At 69.8% G+C, this 15418-nt stretch carries 17 protein-coding genes; 6 read left to right on the top strand and 11 right to left on the bottom strand.

Features of this window, described 5'->3' with window-relative positions:
* Window positions 1-8: 8 nt before the first annotated feature.
* Entirely contained in the window at window positions 9-1571 is a 1563-nt protein-coding gene (locus ACFQU4_RS35180) for a succinic semialdehyde dehydrogenase (protein ID WP_377501320.1), read from the bottom strand.
* A gap of 135 nt (window positions 1572-1706) precedes the next feature.
* Between ACFQU4_RS35180 and ACFQU4_RS35175 the strand changes: the two genes are divergently transcribed.
* Window positions 1707-3524, top strand: coding sequence for a glycoside hydrolase family 2 protein (locus ACFQU4_RS35175; RefSeq protein WP_377501318.1), 1818 nt, complete (start codon window positions 1707-1709; stop codon window positions 3522-3524).
* On the opposite strand, the gene ACFQU4_RS35170 is transcribed toward ACFQU4_RS35175, so the two are convergent.
* Genes ACFQU4_RS35170 through ACFQU4_RS35160 form a run of 3 tightly spaced genes read right to left on the bottom strand, consistent with a single transcriptional unit; the run spans window position 3521 to window position 5603 of the window.
* A complete protein-coding gene (locus tag ACFQU4_RS35170) occupies window positions 3521-4762 on the bottom strand; it encodes an RNA polymerase sigma factor (protein WP_377501316.1) in 1242 nt (413 codons plus the stop codon). The two genes, ACFQU4_RS35175 and ACFQU4_RS35170, sit on opposite strands and share 4 nt — an antisense overlap.
* Window positions 4763-4767: 5 nt before the next feature.
* Window positions 4768-5139, bottom strand: coding sequence for a YciI family protein (locus ACFQU4_RS35165; protein WP_377501549.1), 372 nt, complete (start codon window positions 5137-5139; stop codon window positions 4768-4770).
* 5 nt (window positions 5140-5144) lie between these two features.
* A complete protein-coding gene (locus ACFQU4_RS35160) occupies window positions 5145-5603 on the bottom strand; it encodes a DoxX family protein (RefSeq protein ID WP_377501314.1) in 459 nt (152 codons plus the stop codon).
* Window positions 5604-5749: 146 nt separating this feature from the next.
* Between ACFQU4_RS35160 and ACFQU4_RS35155 the strand changes: the two genes are divergently transcribed.
* Together ACFQU4_RS35155 and ACFQU4_RS35150 are read left to right on the top strand one after the other, a co-directional pair.
* The gene (locus ACFQU4_RS35155) at window positions 5750-6646 is read left to right on the top strand and encodes a phosphotransferase (protein ID WP_377501312.1); all 897 of its coding nucleotides are present in this window, start codon (window positions 5750-5752) and stop codon (window positions 6644-6646) included.
* A 99-nt stretch (window positions 6647-6745) separates the two neighbouring features.
* Window positions 6746-7336, top strand: a complete 591-nt coding sequence (locus tag ACFQU4_RS35150; RefSeq protein WP_377501310.1) for a dihydrofolate reductase family protein — start codon at window positions 6746-6748, stop codon at window positions 7334-7336.
* Window positions 7337-7360: 24 nt separating this feature from the next.
* On the opposite strand, the gene ACFQU4_RS35145 is transcribed toward ACFQU4_RS35150, so the two are convergent.
* Window positions 7361-7609: a nickel-binding protein gene (locus ACFQU4_RS35145; RefSeq protein WP_377501308.1), complete on the bottom strand. Its 249-nt coding sequence runs from the start codon at window positions 7607-7609 to the stop codon at window positions 7361-7363.
* A gap of 113 nt (window positions 7610-7722) precedes the next feature.
* On the opposite strand from ACFQU4_RS35145, the gene ACFQU4_RS35140 reads away from it, so the two are divergent.
* Both ACFQU4_RS35140 and ACFQU4_RS35135 read left to right on the top strand, forming a co-directional pair.
* Window positions 7723-8676: an AraC family transcriptional regulator gene (locus ACFQU4_RS35140; RefSeq protein WP_377501305.1), complete on the top strand. Its 954-nt coding sequence runs from the start codon at window positions 7723-7725 to the stop codon at window positions 8674-8676.
* A gap of 8 nt (window positions 8677-8684) precedes the next feature.
* Window positions 8685-9605: an aminoglycoside phosphotransferase family protein gene (locus ACFQU4_RS35135; protein WP_377501303.1), complete on the top strand. Its 921-nt coding sequence runs from the start codon at window positions 8685-8687 to the stop codon at window positions 9603-9605.
* Between the two features lie 10 nt (window positions 9606-9615).
* Here ACFQU4_RS35135 and ACFQU4_RS35130 read toward each other — a convergent pair whose 3' ends face one another.
* The 6 genes from ACFQU4_RS35130 to ACFQU4_RS35105 form a co-directional block, all read right to left on the bottom strand.
* Window positions 9616-10086 carry an OsmC family protein gene (locus tag ACFQU4_RS35130; protein WP_377501301.1) on the bottom strand — a complete coding sequence of 157 codons (471 nt, stop codon included), beginning with the start codon at window positions 10084-10086 and terminating at the stop codon, window positions 9616-9618.
* Window positions 10087-10098: 12 nt separating this feature from the next.
* Entirely contained in the window at window positions 10099-10998 is a 900-nt protein-coding gene (locus ACFQU4_RS35125) for a DMT family transporter (RefSeq protein ID WP_377501299.1), read from the bottom strand.
* Between the two features lie 35 nt (window positions 10999-11033).
* The gene (locus ACFQU4_RS35120; protein WP_377501297.1) at window positions 11034-12092 is read right to left on the bottom strand and encodes a Gfo/Idh/MocA family protein; all 1059 of its coding nucleotides are present in this window, start codon (window positions 12090-12092) and stop codon (window positions 11034-11036) included.
* Window positions 12093-12131: 39 nt separating this feature from the next.
* The gene (locus tag ACFQU4_RS35115) at window positions 12132-13016 is read right to left on the bottom strand and encodes a sugar phosphate isomerase/epimerase family protein (RefSeq protein WP_377501295.1); all 885 of its coding nucleotides are present in this window, start codon (window positions 13014-13016) and stop codon (window positions 12132-12134) included.
* The gene (locus ACFQU4_RS35110; RefSeq protein ID WP_377501293.1) at window positions 13013-14200 is read right to left on the bottom strand and encodes an ROK family protein; all 1188 of its coding nucleotides are present in this window, start codon (window positions 14198-14200) and stop codon (window positions 13013-13015) included. Before ACFQU4_RS35110 ends, ACFQU4_RS35115 begins: the two co-directional genes overlap by 4 nt.
* A gap of 132 nt (window positions 14201-14332) precedes the next feature.
* Entirely contained in the window at window positions 14333-14650 is a 318-nt protein-coding gene (locus tag ACFQU4_RS35105; RefSeq protein WP_377501291.1) for a hypothetical protein, read from the bottom strand.
* A 58-nt stretch (window positions 14651-14708) separates the two neighbouring features.
* Between ACFQU4_RS35105 and ACFQU4_RS35100 the strand changes: the two genes are divergently transcribed.
* Entirely contained in the window at window positions 14709-15194 is a 486-nt protein-coding gene (locus tag ACFQU4_RS35100) for a GNAT family N-acetyltransferase (protein WP_377501289.1), read from the top strand.
* The last annotated feature ends 224 nt before the right edge of the window (window positions 15195-15418 follow it).

Genomic DNA, 15418 nt, shown 5'->3' with positions numbered 1-15418 from the left:
TGCGCAGGTCAGCGGCCGGGAAGGATCCGTACCGCCCGCAGCACGTCGCTCATCAGGCGGCGGTACGACAAGCCGCGGAAGGGTCCGAACTCGCCGGTCGGCACGCCGACCTGCCGGGCGACGGTCTGCACCCGGGTGACCGAGAGCAAGGCCTCCCGGCCGTGCCGGTGACCGCCGCCGGACCGGCCCCAGCCGCCGATCGAGGCGTGCACCGAGCCGTACGCGGCGGCGAAGCCGTCGTTGATGTTGATCTTGCCGGACGGGAGCCGCGCAGCGAGCGCCCGGGCCGCGCGGGCGTCGGCGGACCAGATCGACGCGTTCAGGCCGTACTCGGAGTCCGCCGCCAGCGCGACCGCCTCGTCGTCGGACTCGACCGGAGTGATCGCGACGACCGGGCCGAAGGTCTCCTCCCGGTAGCAGCGGGCCGTCGACGGCACGTCGGTGAGCACGGTCGGCCGGTAGCAGTACGGTCCCGCCTCCGGCACCGGCCGGCCGCCGGACAGCACCCGCGCCCCGAGCGCGACCGCGTCGGTGACGTGATCATCGACCTTGGCCAACTGGCCGGCCGAGGTGAGCGAACCGATGTCGTAGTCGTCGCCGAACCCGGTGCCGACCACCAGCCGGTCGGTGACGGCGGCGAACCGCCGGGTGAAGTCCGCCGCGACCGCCCGGTGGACGTAGATCCGCTCGATCGACTCGCAGAGCTGGCCGGCCGAGGAGAAGCAGGCCGCGACCGCGCCGGGCACCGCTCGGTCCAGGTCGGCGTCGGCCCGGATGATCATCGGGTTCTTGCCGCCGAGTTCGAGGCTCGTCTTGATCATCCGCCGCGCCGCGCGTTCGGCGACCTGCCGCCCGGTCGCCGTCGAGCCGGTGAAGATCACCTGGTCGCTGCGGTCGATCACCGCCGGGCCGACCTCGCCGCCGGGACCGACCACGATCTGCCACAGGTCGGCCGGCAGCCCGGCCTCGATGATCAGCTCCCGGCCGAGCAGTGCGGTAAGGACGGTCTGGCTGTCCGGCTTGTGCAGCAGGGCATTGCCGGCCAGCAGCGCGGCCAGTCCGTCGCCGACCCCCAGCGAGAAGGGATAGTTCCACGGGCTGATCAGGCCGACCAGTCCGACCGGAGTCCGGTGCTGCCGGACCTGGGTGAAGATCGGCAACGCCCCCGGCAGCGAGCGCGGCGCCAGCGTCGCCGGGGTGACCAGGCCCAGGAACCGGGTCAGCAGCGCGACCTCGAGCAGCTCCGTGAACGCGTGCCCGCGGGCCTTCCCGGTCTCGGCCTGGATCACGTCGAGCAGGGCGCCGGACCGGTCCAAGATCAACTCCTGCAACCGCAGGCCGACCGCTGCCCGCTCCCGCGTTGGCATCTCGGCCCAGCCTGCCTGGGCCGCCCGGGCCCGGTCGGCCGCGGCATCAAGATCGTCGGCGGTCGAAGTCGGCAGCTCGGTCAGCGGCTCCCCGGTGAAGGGCAGGAGGGTCTGCTGCAGTGGTCCGGTGCCCGAGATGCCGCGGCGGAGGTGATCCAGGCGGGCCGGCGCCAGGGTCGGAGGCAAAGCTCGTTGGCCGTCCATGGCGCCAGTCTGCTGCGTGCTGACGGCCCGACCAACTGATCGCGACCTCCAGGCGTGGCGCCGGGCGGAGTCTGCCACGATAGACACTCTGTCCTCGTTGACACCGTGACCTCCGATCCGTACCGAAGGAACCTCGTGACCGACATCCCGAGACCCGAATACCCGCGCCCGCAGTTCCGCCGGCAGCGCTGGCTCAACCTCAACGGCCAATGGCAGTTCGCCCAGGATCCGGGTGATTCCGGCCTGCAGCGTGGGCTGGTGACCAGCGATCTGCCGGACGAGATCACCGTGCCGTTCGCGCCGGAGTCCGAGCTGTCCGGCATCGGGAACGTCGACTTCATGACCGCCGTTTGGTACCGGCGCGAGGTGACCGTGCCCGACGACTGGGCCGGCGACCGGGTGCTGCTGCACTTCCAGGCGGTCGACTACGACGCGACGGTCTGGGTCGACGGCGTCGAGGTCGGCCGGCACCGGGGCGGCTTCACCGGTTTCACGCTCGACATCACCGACTCCGTGACGCCCGGCCGGCCCGCCTGGATCACCGTCCGGGCTCGCGACGACCGGGACAGCCCGCAGCCGCGCGGCAAGCAGTCCACCCGGTACGAGAAGTACGGCTGCCTCTACACCCGGACCACCGGGATCTGGCAGACCGTCTGGCTGGAGTCGGTGCCGCAGCACCACCTGCGCCGGCCCCGGATCACGCCGAACGTCGCCGGCACCTCGTTCGAGTTCGAGCTGCCGCTGTCTGAGAACCGCGACAACACCATGATCAGGATCGCGATCACCGACGACACCGGAACGGTCGCCGTGCGATCGGTCCGGGCCGATCTTGATCTTGCCCCGCGGACCGAGGTCCGACTGCCGGCCGACAAGGCCCGGCGTTGGTCGCAGGACGACCCGTACCTCTACGACGTGGCGATCGAGCTCCGTGATCTTGACGGCAACCTGATCGACTCGGTGCTCAGCTACGCCGGCCTGCGCAGCGTCTCGATCGTCGGCAAGCAGGTACGGATCAACGGCAGCACGGTGTTCCAGCGGCTGGTGCTGGACCAGGGCTACTACCCGGACGGGATCATGACGGCGCCGTCGGACCAGGCGTTGATCGACGACATCCGGCTCAGCCAGGAGGCCGGCTTCAACGGCGCCCGGCTGCACCAGAAGGTGTTCGAGGAGCGGTTCCTCTACCACGCGGACCGGCTGGGTTACCTGGTCTGGGGCGAGTTCGGCGACTGGGGCTGCGGCACCGGTCAGGCTCCCTATGATCATCAGCAGCCGTCCCAGGGGTACGTCACCCAGTGGCTGGAGGCGGTCGAGCGCGACTACTCGCACCCGAGCATCGTCGGCTGGTGCCCGCTGAACGAGACCTGGCAGGTGATCAGTGATCAGGTCACCGTGCTGGACGACGTCACCCGCGGGATGTTCCTGGCCACCAAGGCGATGGACACCACCCGCCCGGTGATCGACTCCTCCGGCTACTCGCACCGGGTCGCCGAGACCGACATCTACGACTCGCACAACTACGAGCAGGATCCGGCCAAGTTCGCCGCGATCATGGCCCCGCTGGCCGAGGGCAAGCCGTACGCGAATCCGGATGATCAAGCACCGGACCGGCTCTGGTCGCTGCCGTACCGCGGACAGCCCTATTTCTGCAGCGAGTTCGGCGGCATCTGGTGGAACCCGGAGGTGGCTGCCTCGGGCGTCGAGGAGGGCGAGTCCTGGGGGTACGGTGATCGGCCGCGCACCGAGGAGGAGTTCTACGAGCGGTTCGAAGGGCTGCTCAAGGTGCTGATGGACGACCCGAACATGTTCGGCTACTGCTACACCCAGCTGACCGACGTGTTCCAGGAGCAGAACGGGATCTTCTTCTTCGACCGCAAGCCGAAGTTCGACCTGACCCGGCTCCGCAACATCCAGCGGCGGATCGCCGCGATCGAGGGTCAGGCGGACGCCTAGTCCTTCGCCAGGCGAGCGGCGCGGGATTGCAGGTAGCGCCGCTCGACCTGGCTGAGGGTGAGCCGCGCGGCCTCCTGGTACGCCTCGAGGGCCGCCGCCGGTTGATCATCCTGCTCCAGCAGATGGGCCCGGACGGCGAACAGGCGGTGATGCCCGGCCAGCTGGGGATGATCGACGACACCGTCGATCAACTTCAGCCCGGCGGCCGGCCCGTACGCCATCGCGACCGCGACGGCCCGGTTCAACGTGATCATCCGATCGTCCGACATCTGGTCCAGAACCCCGTACAGGGCAGCGATCTGGGGCCAGTCGGTGTCCTCGTACCGCTCCGCCTCGGCATGACAGGCGGCGATCGCGGCCTGCAACTGGTAGCTGCCCGGCCGTTGCCGTGGCAGCACCTGCTCGAGCAGCCCGACCCCTTCGGTGATCATGGTCCGGTCCCAGCGGCTGCGGTCCTGCTCGGCCAGCGGGACCAGCTCGCCGGCCGGACCGGTCCGGGTGTCCCGGCGGGACGCGGTGATCAACATCAGGGCCAGCAGCCCGCCGACCTCGGGCTCGTCCGGCAGTCGGGACCAGAGCAGCCGGGTCAGCCGGATCGCCTCGTCGGCCAGTTCGACCCGCTGCAGGTCCGGGCCCGACGAGGCCGTGTAACCCTCGTTGAAGATCAAGTAGAGCACCTGGAGCACGGCGGCCAGCCGCTTGTCCCGTTCCTTCGGCTCCGGCATCCGGAACCGGGCGCCGGATTCCAGGATCCGTTGTTTGGCCCGGGTGATCCGCTGCCCGACGGTGGTCTCCGGGATCATCAGCCCGCGGGCGATCTCGGCCGTGGTCAGGCCGCCGACCGCGCGCAACGTGAGGGCGATCTGAGATGGCGGCTTGAGGTCCGGATGGCAGCACAGGAAGACCGTGATCAAGGTGTCGTCGCGGTCCTCCGGCCGCGGGGTGTCCGGCGTCGGCGACGGCATCGGCACCTCACGGACGAAGTCCCGCTGCTCGCGCTGCCGCCGGGACTGTTCGCTGCGCAGCAGGTCGGTCAGCTTGCGGCCCGCAACGGTGGTCAGCCAGGCCGCCGGATTGTCCGGCACCCCCGCCTCGGGCCACTGGGTCGCGGCCGCCAGCAGGGCTTCCTGGACGGCGTCCTCGCAGAGATCGAACCGTCCGTAGCGCCGGGTCAGCGCGCCGAGAGCCTGCGGCGCGATCTCGCGCAGCAGGCTCTCGAAGCCGCTGGTCCGGGCCACCGGGTTCAGATGTAGTCCGGCCCGGCGGCCTCGTCGACCGGCCGCAGCTCGACCCGGCTCTCGACCAGACCCGCGAACCGGCCGGCCAACTCCAGGGCCCGATCATGGGATTCGGTCTCGACGATCAGGAAGCCGGCCAGCACTTCCTTGGATTCGGCGTACGGGCCGTCGGAGGCCACCGGCCGGCCGTCGCGGAGCTCCACCGTCAGCGCGTGCGACGGCGGGGTGAGGCCCTCGCCCGTCACCAGCTCCGAGGTGCCCTGCAGCTCCTCGAGGAACGCGCTCATGTTCCGGAAATGATCTTCGACCTTCTCCCGCGGCCACTGGTCCCAGTCCCAGGACGTCTCGTCGCCGAAGGTCATCAGCATGTACTTCATGGAGATCACCGGGCCTTCCTCGTCGTTGCGGTCCGCTCAGCGTACCGGCGAATGACCGTGACGAAGTCGAGCAGCCGATGCCGCCGCAGGACGACCACGACGGCCGCGACGGCGGCCACGGTCAGCGGGATCGCGGGGCTGGTGGCGAGCGGCCCGACGCTCGACACGGCCGCGCCGATCATCAGGGCGAACAGGCCGATCGCGGCGATCCCGGCCACCGGTGCGATCAGCAGGCCGACGGCGCCGGCCACTTCGAGCGAGCCGACGACGTACCGGAGCCCTTGGCCGGCTCCGAGTGCGTCGAACATGCCGACCATCATCGGGTCGCCGGTCAGCTTGGGGATGCCGGCCATCGCGAACTGGCTGGCCAGGGCCACCTGGAGGATCCAGGAGGCGACGGTACGGATCCGGCCGCCCGTCCGGGCCGGCCGGACGGCGGTGTCGGAGAGGGTCTGTGCGGTCATGATGACTCCTTGGTCTGGGTTGCTGTCACCTCTCGTACGGAGCCGTCGACACGATCACGACACTTCGGCCGAAGTTTTTCCGAGATTCGCGGCGGGGGGATAAACAGGTGGCCGCCGGTCCCGGACGGCACGTAGCGTCCCGGGTCATGAAGACCGAGGTCAGGGCGGTGGCGGAGCGGCTGCTCGGCGAGCCGATCGACGAGCTCGAGCAGATCGCCCGCAGCTCCAACCACGTCTTCCGGCTCACCACGGTCGCCGGAGTTCGCTATTCGCTGCGGGTGCCGCTGCTCCGGCCGGACCGGCTGTCGGCGTACTGGCAACAGCTGCGGGACACGTTCGGCCTTCGGTACGGCACCCAGCTCGGCCACGTCGGACCGCTCGCGGAGCGGATCGCGCGGGCCGGCATCGTGGCCGCGCCGAGGCCGGTGGCCAGCGGGCCGTTCCTTGAAACCACGGCCTATATCTTCAGCTGGGTCGACGGCGAGGCGTGGGAGCCGGACGAGTTTCCCGACTCAGCGGAGGTGCACGAGCAGTTGGGCCGCTACCTGGCCACGCTGCACGCCGACGGCAGCCGGCTGGAAGGTTTCGGGACGCTGGAGCACCAGCCGTTCGATCCCGGTGGGCTGATCGCCCGGGCGAACCGGAGCATGGCGACCATCGTCGAGAGCTACTGGACCCACCGACCCGACGTGGTCGCCTTCCTCGAGGACCGGATCGTCCGGACCGACCCGGACGCGCTGGCCGCTGCGCCGGCGCCGATCATGCCGGACGTCTCCGCCAACCAGTTCGTCTACGACGGCGCCCGGATCGCGGGCGTGGTCGACCTCGACTCCTACGTCGCCGGGCCGCGCGAGCTGGAACTGACGGTCGCCGAGCTGTGCCTCACCCGCCCGGACGACTTCCGCCGCGGCTACGAGGAGATCCTCCCGCTGCCGCGGTTCGAGGCGTTCCGGACCTACTGGCGGTTCTCGCAGATGATCAACGACCTCGACGACCAACCGGACCTGACCGAGTACCTCACCACCCGGATCCACTTCGCCTAGCTGCAGAAGGTTCTTGCCGCGGACTGTCGTGACCGGCGGTTCGGCTCCGACGAGGGGGTGACGGCGGAGGTCGCCGTACTCGATCAAGGAGGAACCATCATGGGCAAGATCATCGCCGGGATCTCGATGTCGTTGGACGGCTTCGTCACCGGCCCCCAGGTCACCCGGGAGCAGCAGCTCGGCGACGGCGGCGACGCGCTGCACCGGTGGCTGTGGGCACCGGACCAGGTCGACACCGACCTGCTGGAAGGGATGCGGGACGGGGCCGGGGCGATCTTGATGGGCCGCCGGTCCTATGACCTGGCCGAGGGTGACGGCGGCTGGGGCGACGGTGGTCCGGCCGGGCAGCTGCCCTGCTTCGTGGTGACCCACCGGGCCCCTGAGCCGGAGACGGTACGGGCTCGCGGCGTCTTCACCTTCGTCACCGACGGGGTCCGGAGCGCGGTCGAGCAGGCGAAGGCGGCCGCAGGGGACCGAGCGGTCGGCGTGCACGGGGCCAGCGTCACCCAGCAATGCCTGGCCGCCGGACTGATGGACGAGCTCCAGCTCCACCTGGTGCCGGTCCTGCTCGGCTCCGGAACCAGGCTGTTCGATCACCTCGGCGGCCAGGTGACGCTGGAGCGGACCGAGGTGATCGACTCCCCCAACGCCACCCATCTGCGCTACCGGGTGATCAACACGACCCGCTGACCCGCCACCCTGCCCGGCCTCCGGTCAGACCCCTTCGGTCACCGGGTAGGCATGATCGGGAAGCAGGCCGTGGGCCTCCTTGTGCACCGCGGCGGCGGCCTCCGCGGACGGCGCCTCGACCAGGCAGAACACCCTGCCGCCCGCCTCGTCGACCCAGTACTGCCGGTAGTCGACGCCGTACTGGTCCTGGATGGCGAGGTCCTTCTGATGGGCCTCGGCGACGTCGGCCGCCTTGACTCCGGTCAGGTTCTCGTGGACGTCCATGAAAAGCATGACTTCTCCTTCAATCGTGGCGAATCGCTGTCAGACTCAGTCTTGTGCGAGCGGTGCCGGCCGACCATGACCGTGCCCCCGCCGAGCCTGACCGGAAGACCACGCTTGTCGAGATGCTCAGCCGGATGCGACTCCAGGGGGCCGTCTTCCTGCGCGGTGAATACAGCGAGGCCTGGGCGTACCGGTCGCCGACTCCGACGGTCACCGCGGCACTGCTGAGTCCGGGGTCGCCCCGGGTCGCGCTGTTCCATCTGGTGGCCACCGGCCGATGCTGGGTCGCACTGCACGACGGCGAGCGGCATTGGGCCCGCGCCGGTGACGTGATCGTCGTTCCGTACGGCGACGTACACACCATGGGCGGGTCCGCGGACAGCGAGATCGTGCCGATGGAGGAGCTGCTCGATCCCCCGCCCTGGGCCCGGATGCCAGTGATCACCCTCGGTGCCGGCGGCCGGCCGACCGATGTCGTGTGCGGCTACCTGTCCAGTGATCACCCGTTGTTCGATCCGCGGCTGCGCGCCCTGCCGCCGTTGTTCGTGGTGAGCCTCGGCTCCGGACCGGCCCGGGACTGGGTCCGGGCCAGCATCGACTACGCGCTGGCCCAGACCGCTCCGGCCGAACGGGGCGGGCTGGCCTGCCCGACCCAGCTCCCGGAACTGATCGTGCGCGAGGTGCTCCGGCTGCACCTGGCCAGCGCGCCGAACATCGAGTGCGGTTGGTTCGCCGCGCTCGGCGATCCGGTGCTGGCTCCGGCTCTCGCGGCGATCCACGAGGCGCCGGAGGTGCACTGGCAGGTCGAGACGCTGGCCGGGCTGGCGCATGTGTCGGAGTCCCTGCTGGACGAGCGGTTCCGCCGTACGCTCGGCCTGCCACCGATCCGCTATCTGGCCGGCTGGCGGATGCACGTCGCCGGGGACCTGCTCGGATCGACGACCCTCAGCGTGGCCGCGGTCGCTCGACGGGTCGGTTACGACTCGGAGGAGGCGTTCAGCCGAGCCTTCAAACGCAACACCGGCCGGTCTCCGCGCGATGCCCGGCTGCCGGCCGGAACCCGGCCCGGTGGTTGACTCGACGGGTGCACGCCTTCGAGCTTCAGGTCCCGGAACGGTTCCGGCACGAAGTGCTGCGCCGAAGTCCGGACGCCGGCGCTGCCTGGCTGACCGAGCTGCCCGCGCGCTGTGCCGAGCTGTGCCGGCGTTGGCGCCTGACGATCAACGGACCGGTGTCCGCCGGCGCCACCTCGATCGTGGTCCCGGTGATCATGACCTCGGGCCCGGCCGCGCTCAAGATCATCGGGCCCATGATCGACGCGACGAAGGAGGCCGCCGCCCTGGACGCCTTCGACGGGAACGGCGCGGTGCGGCTGTTCGAGGCCGAGTCCGCGGACAACGCCCTGTTGCTGGAGTGGCTGCCGGGCCCGTCGCTGTCGGACGAACCGGACCCGCTCGTTGCGGTACGGATCGCGGGGCGACTGGCGGAGCAGCTCGGCCGGACCCCGGCCCCGGGCGGCATCCCGGGCCTGGCCGACGGCGCCGCGGCCTGGCGGCACCAGCTGATCGAACAGCACGAGGCCGCGGACGGCGCCCGCCTCGCGTTCCCGGACGACGTGTTCGCCCAGGCCCTGCTGGGCGTCACCGAGCTCGGCGCCGAGCGTTCGGACCGGCTGACCCACGGTGACCTGAGCCTGGACAACATCCGCTCCGGCGGCGAGGGACGCTGGGTCGCGATCGACCCGTTGCTCGTCGCGGGGCCGGTCGCCCACGAGGTGCACACGATCGTCCGGAGCCGGCTGCCCGAGATCGGCGACGCGGACGCCCTGGCCGAGCTGACCAGGGCGGCCGCCGAGGCCGCCGAAGTCGATCATGATCAGGCCTGCCGTCTGTCCCTGGCCCGTTACGTCGCGTCGACGTACTGGGAGAGCCAGAACGGCGGCGACCCGGACAACGTCCGCCGGCTCCGTGCCGCCACCCTGTTCAGCGTCCGGCTGCTCTCCTGATCCCCCTGGCTCAGCTGGTGATCGTGGGCCGGTGGTGGACCGGAAAGTTGACCGAGGCGGCGATGAAGCAGTTGGCGCTGGCCGGCTCGTGCAGCCGGGCGGCCAGTTCGGCGTCGGACTCCGGGGTGATCGTGATCTCCGGGTTCAGTGTGGCCTCGGTGAAGTGGCCGCCGTTCTGGTCGGTCTCCATGGTGCCCTCGGCCCGGTCGACGTAGCCGGTCACGATGATCTTGTTCACCGCACACAGATGCAGGTACGACAGCATGTGGCACTGGCTCAGCGCGGTGAGCAGCAGCTCCTCCGGGTTGTAGCGCAGCGGGTCGCCGCGGAACGTCGGGTCGGCCGAGCCCAGCAGCGGCTCCGGCTTCGGCTCGATCACCACCTCATGATCACGGGAGTAGTCCCGGTAGCTCGAGGTCCCGGTGCCGGTGTTGCCGGTCCACGTCGTCGTCACCCGATAGTGATGTGCCTTGCCTGCCATGGAGCCAGTGTGTCACCCGCCGTCGCGGTCCCGCTCCGGGTGCCGGATCACCAGGGCCACGCCGGCCACGCAGATGAGCATCGTCGCCAGCTCGAACAGGGTCGGCGGCGGCGCCCCGAGCAGGGTCTCGGCGATCCGGACCAGGAACGGGACGACCAGCGAGATGGACGCCTTGAACACGGCGCCGCGGAGGTGGATCAGCTGGTGCTGCAGGACGTAGACCGGTACGTAGATCCCGACCCCGAGCAGGGCGAGCAGGCCCAGGTCCAGCCAGGTCAGCCGGGCCACGCCACCGAGCTGTCCGGTGATCACCAGGAAGATGATCACGACCAGCGTCCCGATGCCGAAGATCCCCGGCAACAGGTCCAACGGGTCCTGTCCCTTGGACAGCCGGGCGTAGTGCTGGCCGTACGCGGCGATCGCGATCACCGCGACCACCGAGGCCAGCACCCCGGACAGCAGGGTCGAGCTCGGCAGGTCGGGCCGGAGCGCGAAACTCGCGGTGACGAAGAGCACCGCGCCGGCCGAGCCGGCGATCACGCCCGCGACGGCCGGCCAACTGGTCCGCTTGCGGAAGAACAGCACGCCGATCAGCAGCGACAGACACGGCGTGGTCGCCAGCAGCAGATTGGGTACGGTCACGCCGACCAGCGAGATCGCCGTCAGCGAGCCGAGGGCGTAGATCGAGACGCCGAGCAGCCCGGACAGGCCGAGCGCCAGCGGGCGGCGCCGGATCTGGTCGACCGAACGCCGCAGCGCGCCCTTGCCGCGGAACGCCAGCAGGCACAGGCCGAGCGCGCTGAACGCCGACCGCCCGGCCGCGACCACGGCCGGGTCGGCTCGCCGTACCGCAAGATCGGAGACGAGCCAGGTCAGCGCGAGCAAGATCGCCAGCGCTGCGCTGATGATCAACGCGCGGGTCCAGGACCCGCGCGCCGAGGCCTCGGTCAGACCTGGATCTCCTTGCCCTCCGCGGCCGAGACGTAGACGGCGTCCAGGATCTTCATCATCTCGGCGCCCTGCCAGACCGGGGCGATGCTCTCCGCCTCGCCCAGGCAGGCGGCGACGAAGTTCTCGATCTCGTGGTTGAAGCCGTCGTCCAGGTTGAACGTGTCGAAGCCGATCCGCGGCGTCACGTTGAGCACCGTCTCGTGCTTCTCGGTGGCGATCTGCAGCTTCGGCTCCAGGTCGGCGCCGCCCTTGTCCCCGTACACCGAAACGGTGAGCGAGTCCTCGGTCGCGTGCAGCGAGAAGGACGCGTCCATCATCAGCGACGCGCCGTTCTCGAACCTGATCATGGCGTTCGCCATGTCCTCGACGTCGTTCAGGGTCGGGTCGTAGTCGGCGACCTTGTAGCGCGGCATGGTCGTGATGTTGGATCGGTTGCCGAGCTTCTCGTACGTGTTCGCACTGACCGAGGTGACCCGCGGGTTGCCCATCAGGTACCAGGCCAGGTCGATCACGTGCACGCCGATGTCGATCAAGGGACCGCCGCCGGAGATCGCCTTGTTGGCGAACCAGCCGCCCGGGTTGCCGACCCGCCGGATGCAGCTGGCCTTGCCGTAGTAGAGGTCGCCCAGCTCGCCCGCGTCGATGAACGACTTGAGCACCCGGCAGTTCGCCGAATGCCGCCGGACGAAGCCGATCTGCAGAATTCGATCATGGGCGTTCACCACGTCCTCGAGCTTCTGCGCCTCGGCGTAGGTGCGGCTCATCGGCTTCTCGACCAGCACGTGCTTGCCCGCCTCGATCGCCGCGGCGGCGAGCTCGGCGTGGGTGTTGTTCCAGGTGCAGATGCTCACCGCGTCGACGTCCGGGTCGGCGAACAGTTCCGCGGGATCGCTGTAGGACCGGGCGGCGCCCCACTGCTTGGCCACCGAGGTGGCCCGGTCGGCGTTGATGTCACAGACCGCGAGCAGTTCGGCCCGCGGGTTGCCCTGATAGGCCTTCAGATGACAGCCGGCGATGCCGCCGGTGCCGACGACGCCGATCTTGACCTGCTGCATGGTTCTCCTTGATTTCGGGGTCAGTTGAGCTTGCCGGGGTCAGGCTTCGTCGTAGATCCGCTTGGCGTTGGCGACACCACGGGCGCAGCCGATCAGGCAGTCCTCGTGGCCCTCGAACTCGATCGAGGCGTAGCCGTCGTAACCGGATTCCTTGATCGACTTCGCGATGCTCCAGGTGTCCAGGTCACCGTTGCCGACGATCGCGCCGCGCAGGTACTTCCCGCCCCGGCTGCGGAACCAGCCCTCACCGGGGTTCCGGTCGGCCGGCCGGATGTAGAAGTCCTTGAAGTGCACGATCATCGCGTACGGAAGGTTGGCCGGCACCGCGACCGTCGAGTCCTCGTCGACGCAGATGAAGTTGCCGACGTCCAGGGTGGTCTTGAAGTTGGGCTCGGCCACCGCGTGCACGATCCGGCGGACCCGGTCGCTGGCCTGGACGAAGAAGCCGTGGTTCTCCAGGCTGGTGGTGATTCCCTTCGTCGCGGCGTACTGCGCGATCTCCTTGCTGGCCTTGACGATCTTGGGCAACGCCTCCTCGAAGGCCGGGGTGTCGTCGCCCTCGATGCCGGAGTGCCGGACCACGTCGTGCCGCATCAGCTTGATGCCGAGCCGTTCGGCCAGGTCGACGTGGGCCTTGACCCGCTCCACCTCGGCCGCGTTCTCCGCCTCGTCGCCGAGGAAGCTGGCCCCGATGGCCAGGTTGGACAGGGTCACGCCGCGGGTGCCGGCGTGCTCGGCGATCTTGTCGATGAAGCCGGGATCGCTGTCCGCGTTGGGCACCGGGCCGTCGGCGTTCGGGTAGATCGCGGCCAGTTCGAGGTGCTCACCCTCGCTCTCGGCGACCCAGTCGATCACGTCGAACAGGGTCATCTCGCCGCTGCTGAGTTTCTGGTTGAAGCTGTAGGAGCTGAAGCCGAACTTCATCTGGTCATCCTCGCGTTCTCTCGTTGGGTGGTCGGGGTGTCGGCCCAGGAACTCCAGCGCGCCGGGACCCCCGGCACACCGAGGATCTCGGCCGAATGGAATTCGAAGGCGGAACCGAGCGCGCCGCAGAGGGTGCCCTCGGTGGCCAGGTGCGCGGCCGCGACGGCCGGCTTGTCATCGGTCATCAGGTCGTGATGGATCGCCGCGGTGAGCGGCTCGATCAGGGTGTCCCCGGCCTGCGAGAGGCCGCCGCCGATGATGATCACCGACGGGTCGACGGTGAGCGCCAGCGTGGCGATCTTGGGGGCGATCTCGGCGCAGAAGGCCTCGACCTCGGCGGTCGCTCGATGATCACCGGACCGGGCCAGCTCGAACACCTTCCGCCCCGTCCGTGCCGTACGCCAGCGCAGCCGGCCGCGGACCGACGACTCGGTCCAGCGCATCCCGCGCAGGCTGCCGAGCTCGCCGGCCAGCCGGTGCCGGCCCTGCAGGATCGCCCCGTTCATGATCAACGCCGCCGAGATCCGGTGGCCCAACTGGAGGAACACCAGGTCGTCGCCGTCGGACCGGAGCCGCTGCTCGGCCAGGGCGGCCAGCTTGATGTCGTTCTCCACCAGCACCGGGCAGCCGAGCGACCGCTCCAGCCGAGCCGCCAGGTCGAGTCCGATCCAGTCCGGCACGGCGAGGCTGCGCGCCACCCGGCCCGCGGAGTCCAGGATGCCCGGCACGCCGATCCCGACCGAGCGCAGCGCGCCCGGCTCGGCCCCGGAGTCGGCCAGGGCGTCCCGAACCGTCTGCCGGACGGCGGCGATCCGGCCGGCGCCCGTGGTCCCGCCGGGCACCCGCGTCTCGGCCCGACCGACCAGCCCGCCGGCCAGGTCGGCGATCCAGGCCCGTACCCGGCGATCACCGACGTCGATCCCGGCCACCCGCCCGGCGTCCGGGTCGAAGCCGTACGCCCGCGCGGGCCGGCCGGCACCCGGGGCCTGCCGGGAGCCGGCGGAGCGGACCGGGCCGGAGCGGAGCAGGTCGGTGATCACGGCGTTGACCGTGGGCCGGGACAGCCCGGTCGCGAGGGCCAGTTCGGCGATCGTCAGCGGCCGCAGCTGGTCCCGCAGAACCGTCAGACAGGCCGCCGCATTGGCCTGCCGAACGGCCGCGCCGGCGGGGTCCTCGGTTGACACGCGCGCTCCCGTGACGAATTGCGAAACCCGGTTTGTTAATTCCAAGCCTTGCATCCCACCGGCCGCCGGTCAACCGATTCGGCTCCACCGATTTCCGGGACCGGGGCCAGGAGGTGAGGGCGCTGCTCATGATCACGGTCCGTGCGTACCGAAGACCTCCCGGGTCTGTTGGCGCAAAGGGTTGCAGATGGCGACGATCCACCTGCCTCCCGCGTGGCTGTAGAGCCGTGCGAGGCGCAGGGCCTCGTGCTGATTCCGATGCCGCGTGATCAGATCGAGGTAGCACCGGCCGGTCGCCGGGTTGATCCAGGTTCCCAACCAGAGGTCGCCGGCGAGGAGAACCTCGCGGTGCAGTTCGATGAACCCGGAGTCGAGGGTGCCCCGAACCATCTGCTCGACGAACTCAGCCAGCGAGTCGGGTTGGGGCACAGGTCCTCCGGTCGGCGCCATGGAGTGGCGATGGTGGACAACCAGTATCGGCGGCGGCGATCTCTGTTCGACTGTCCCCATGGATGAAGCTGCCAGGGAGCTGGTGATCGGGCCAGCGACCGAATCCGACCACGAGGCCCTGTTCGAGATCTACCGCGGTGTCGTGGCCTCCGGCGGCGCACAACCGGATGGCGGGGCAGCCGACCGCGATGTCTTCCATGAGGGCTGGATCAGGCGGCGGCGTGTCTACGTGGCCCGAGCCGGCGACACCGCGATCGGCGGCTACTTTCTGCGCACCAACTTTCCCGCGTTCGCCGCGCACATCGCCCAGGGCGGCTACCTCGTGGCCGAGTCGGCCCGCCGCCGCGGCGTCGGCAGCAGACTGCTGACCCACTCCCTCGAGGAGGCTGCACGACTGGGCTACACCGCGATGATGTTCAACCTCGTGCAGCAGCACAATCCCTCACGCCTCATGTACGAGCGAGCAGGATTCAAGATCATCGGCACCATCCCCAACACTCACGGCAACGAAGCAGGGCTGATCTACTGGCGCTCCCTACCGTGAGACCGGGCCGTTCCTGCGCGACATCAGAACTGTCGCCGATGTCTTGCGGCACGGCCTGGCGAACTGTCAGCACCCCTTGTTGGAATCGTATCTATGTGCCTCTCCTCACGCTTGTGTGGGTGATCGAGGCGGGTTGATCGGCGGGGTTCCCCTTGTGTGGTGGAGGTTTCGACGTGTTGTGGGAGATGTGAGGACGCGCACGCGGTCGGCTCTTCTAGGTTGGT

It is taken from the genome of Microlunatus sp. GCM10028923, from assembly GCF_042666975.1.
Classification (GTDB): domain Bacteria; phylum Actinomycetota; class Actinomycetes; order Propionibacteriales; family Propionibacteriaceae; genus Microlunatus.
This window is presented reverse-complemented; position numbering and strand designations above follow the sequence as displayed.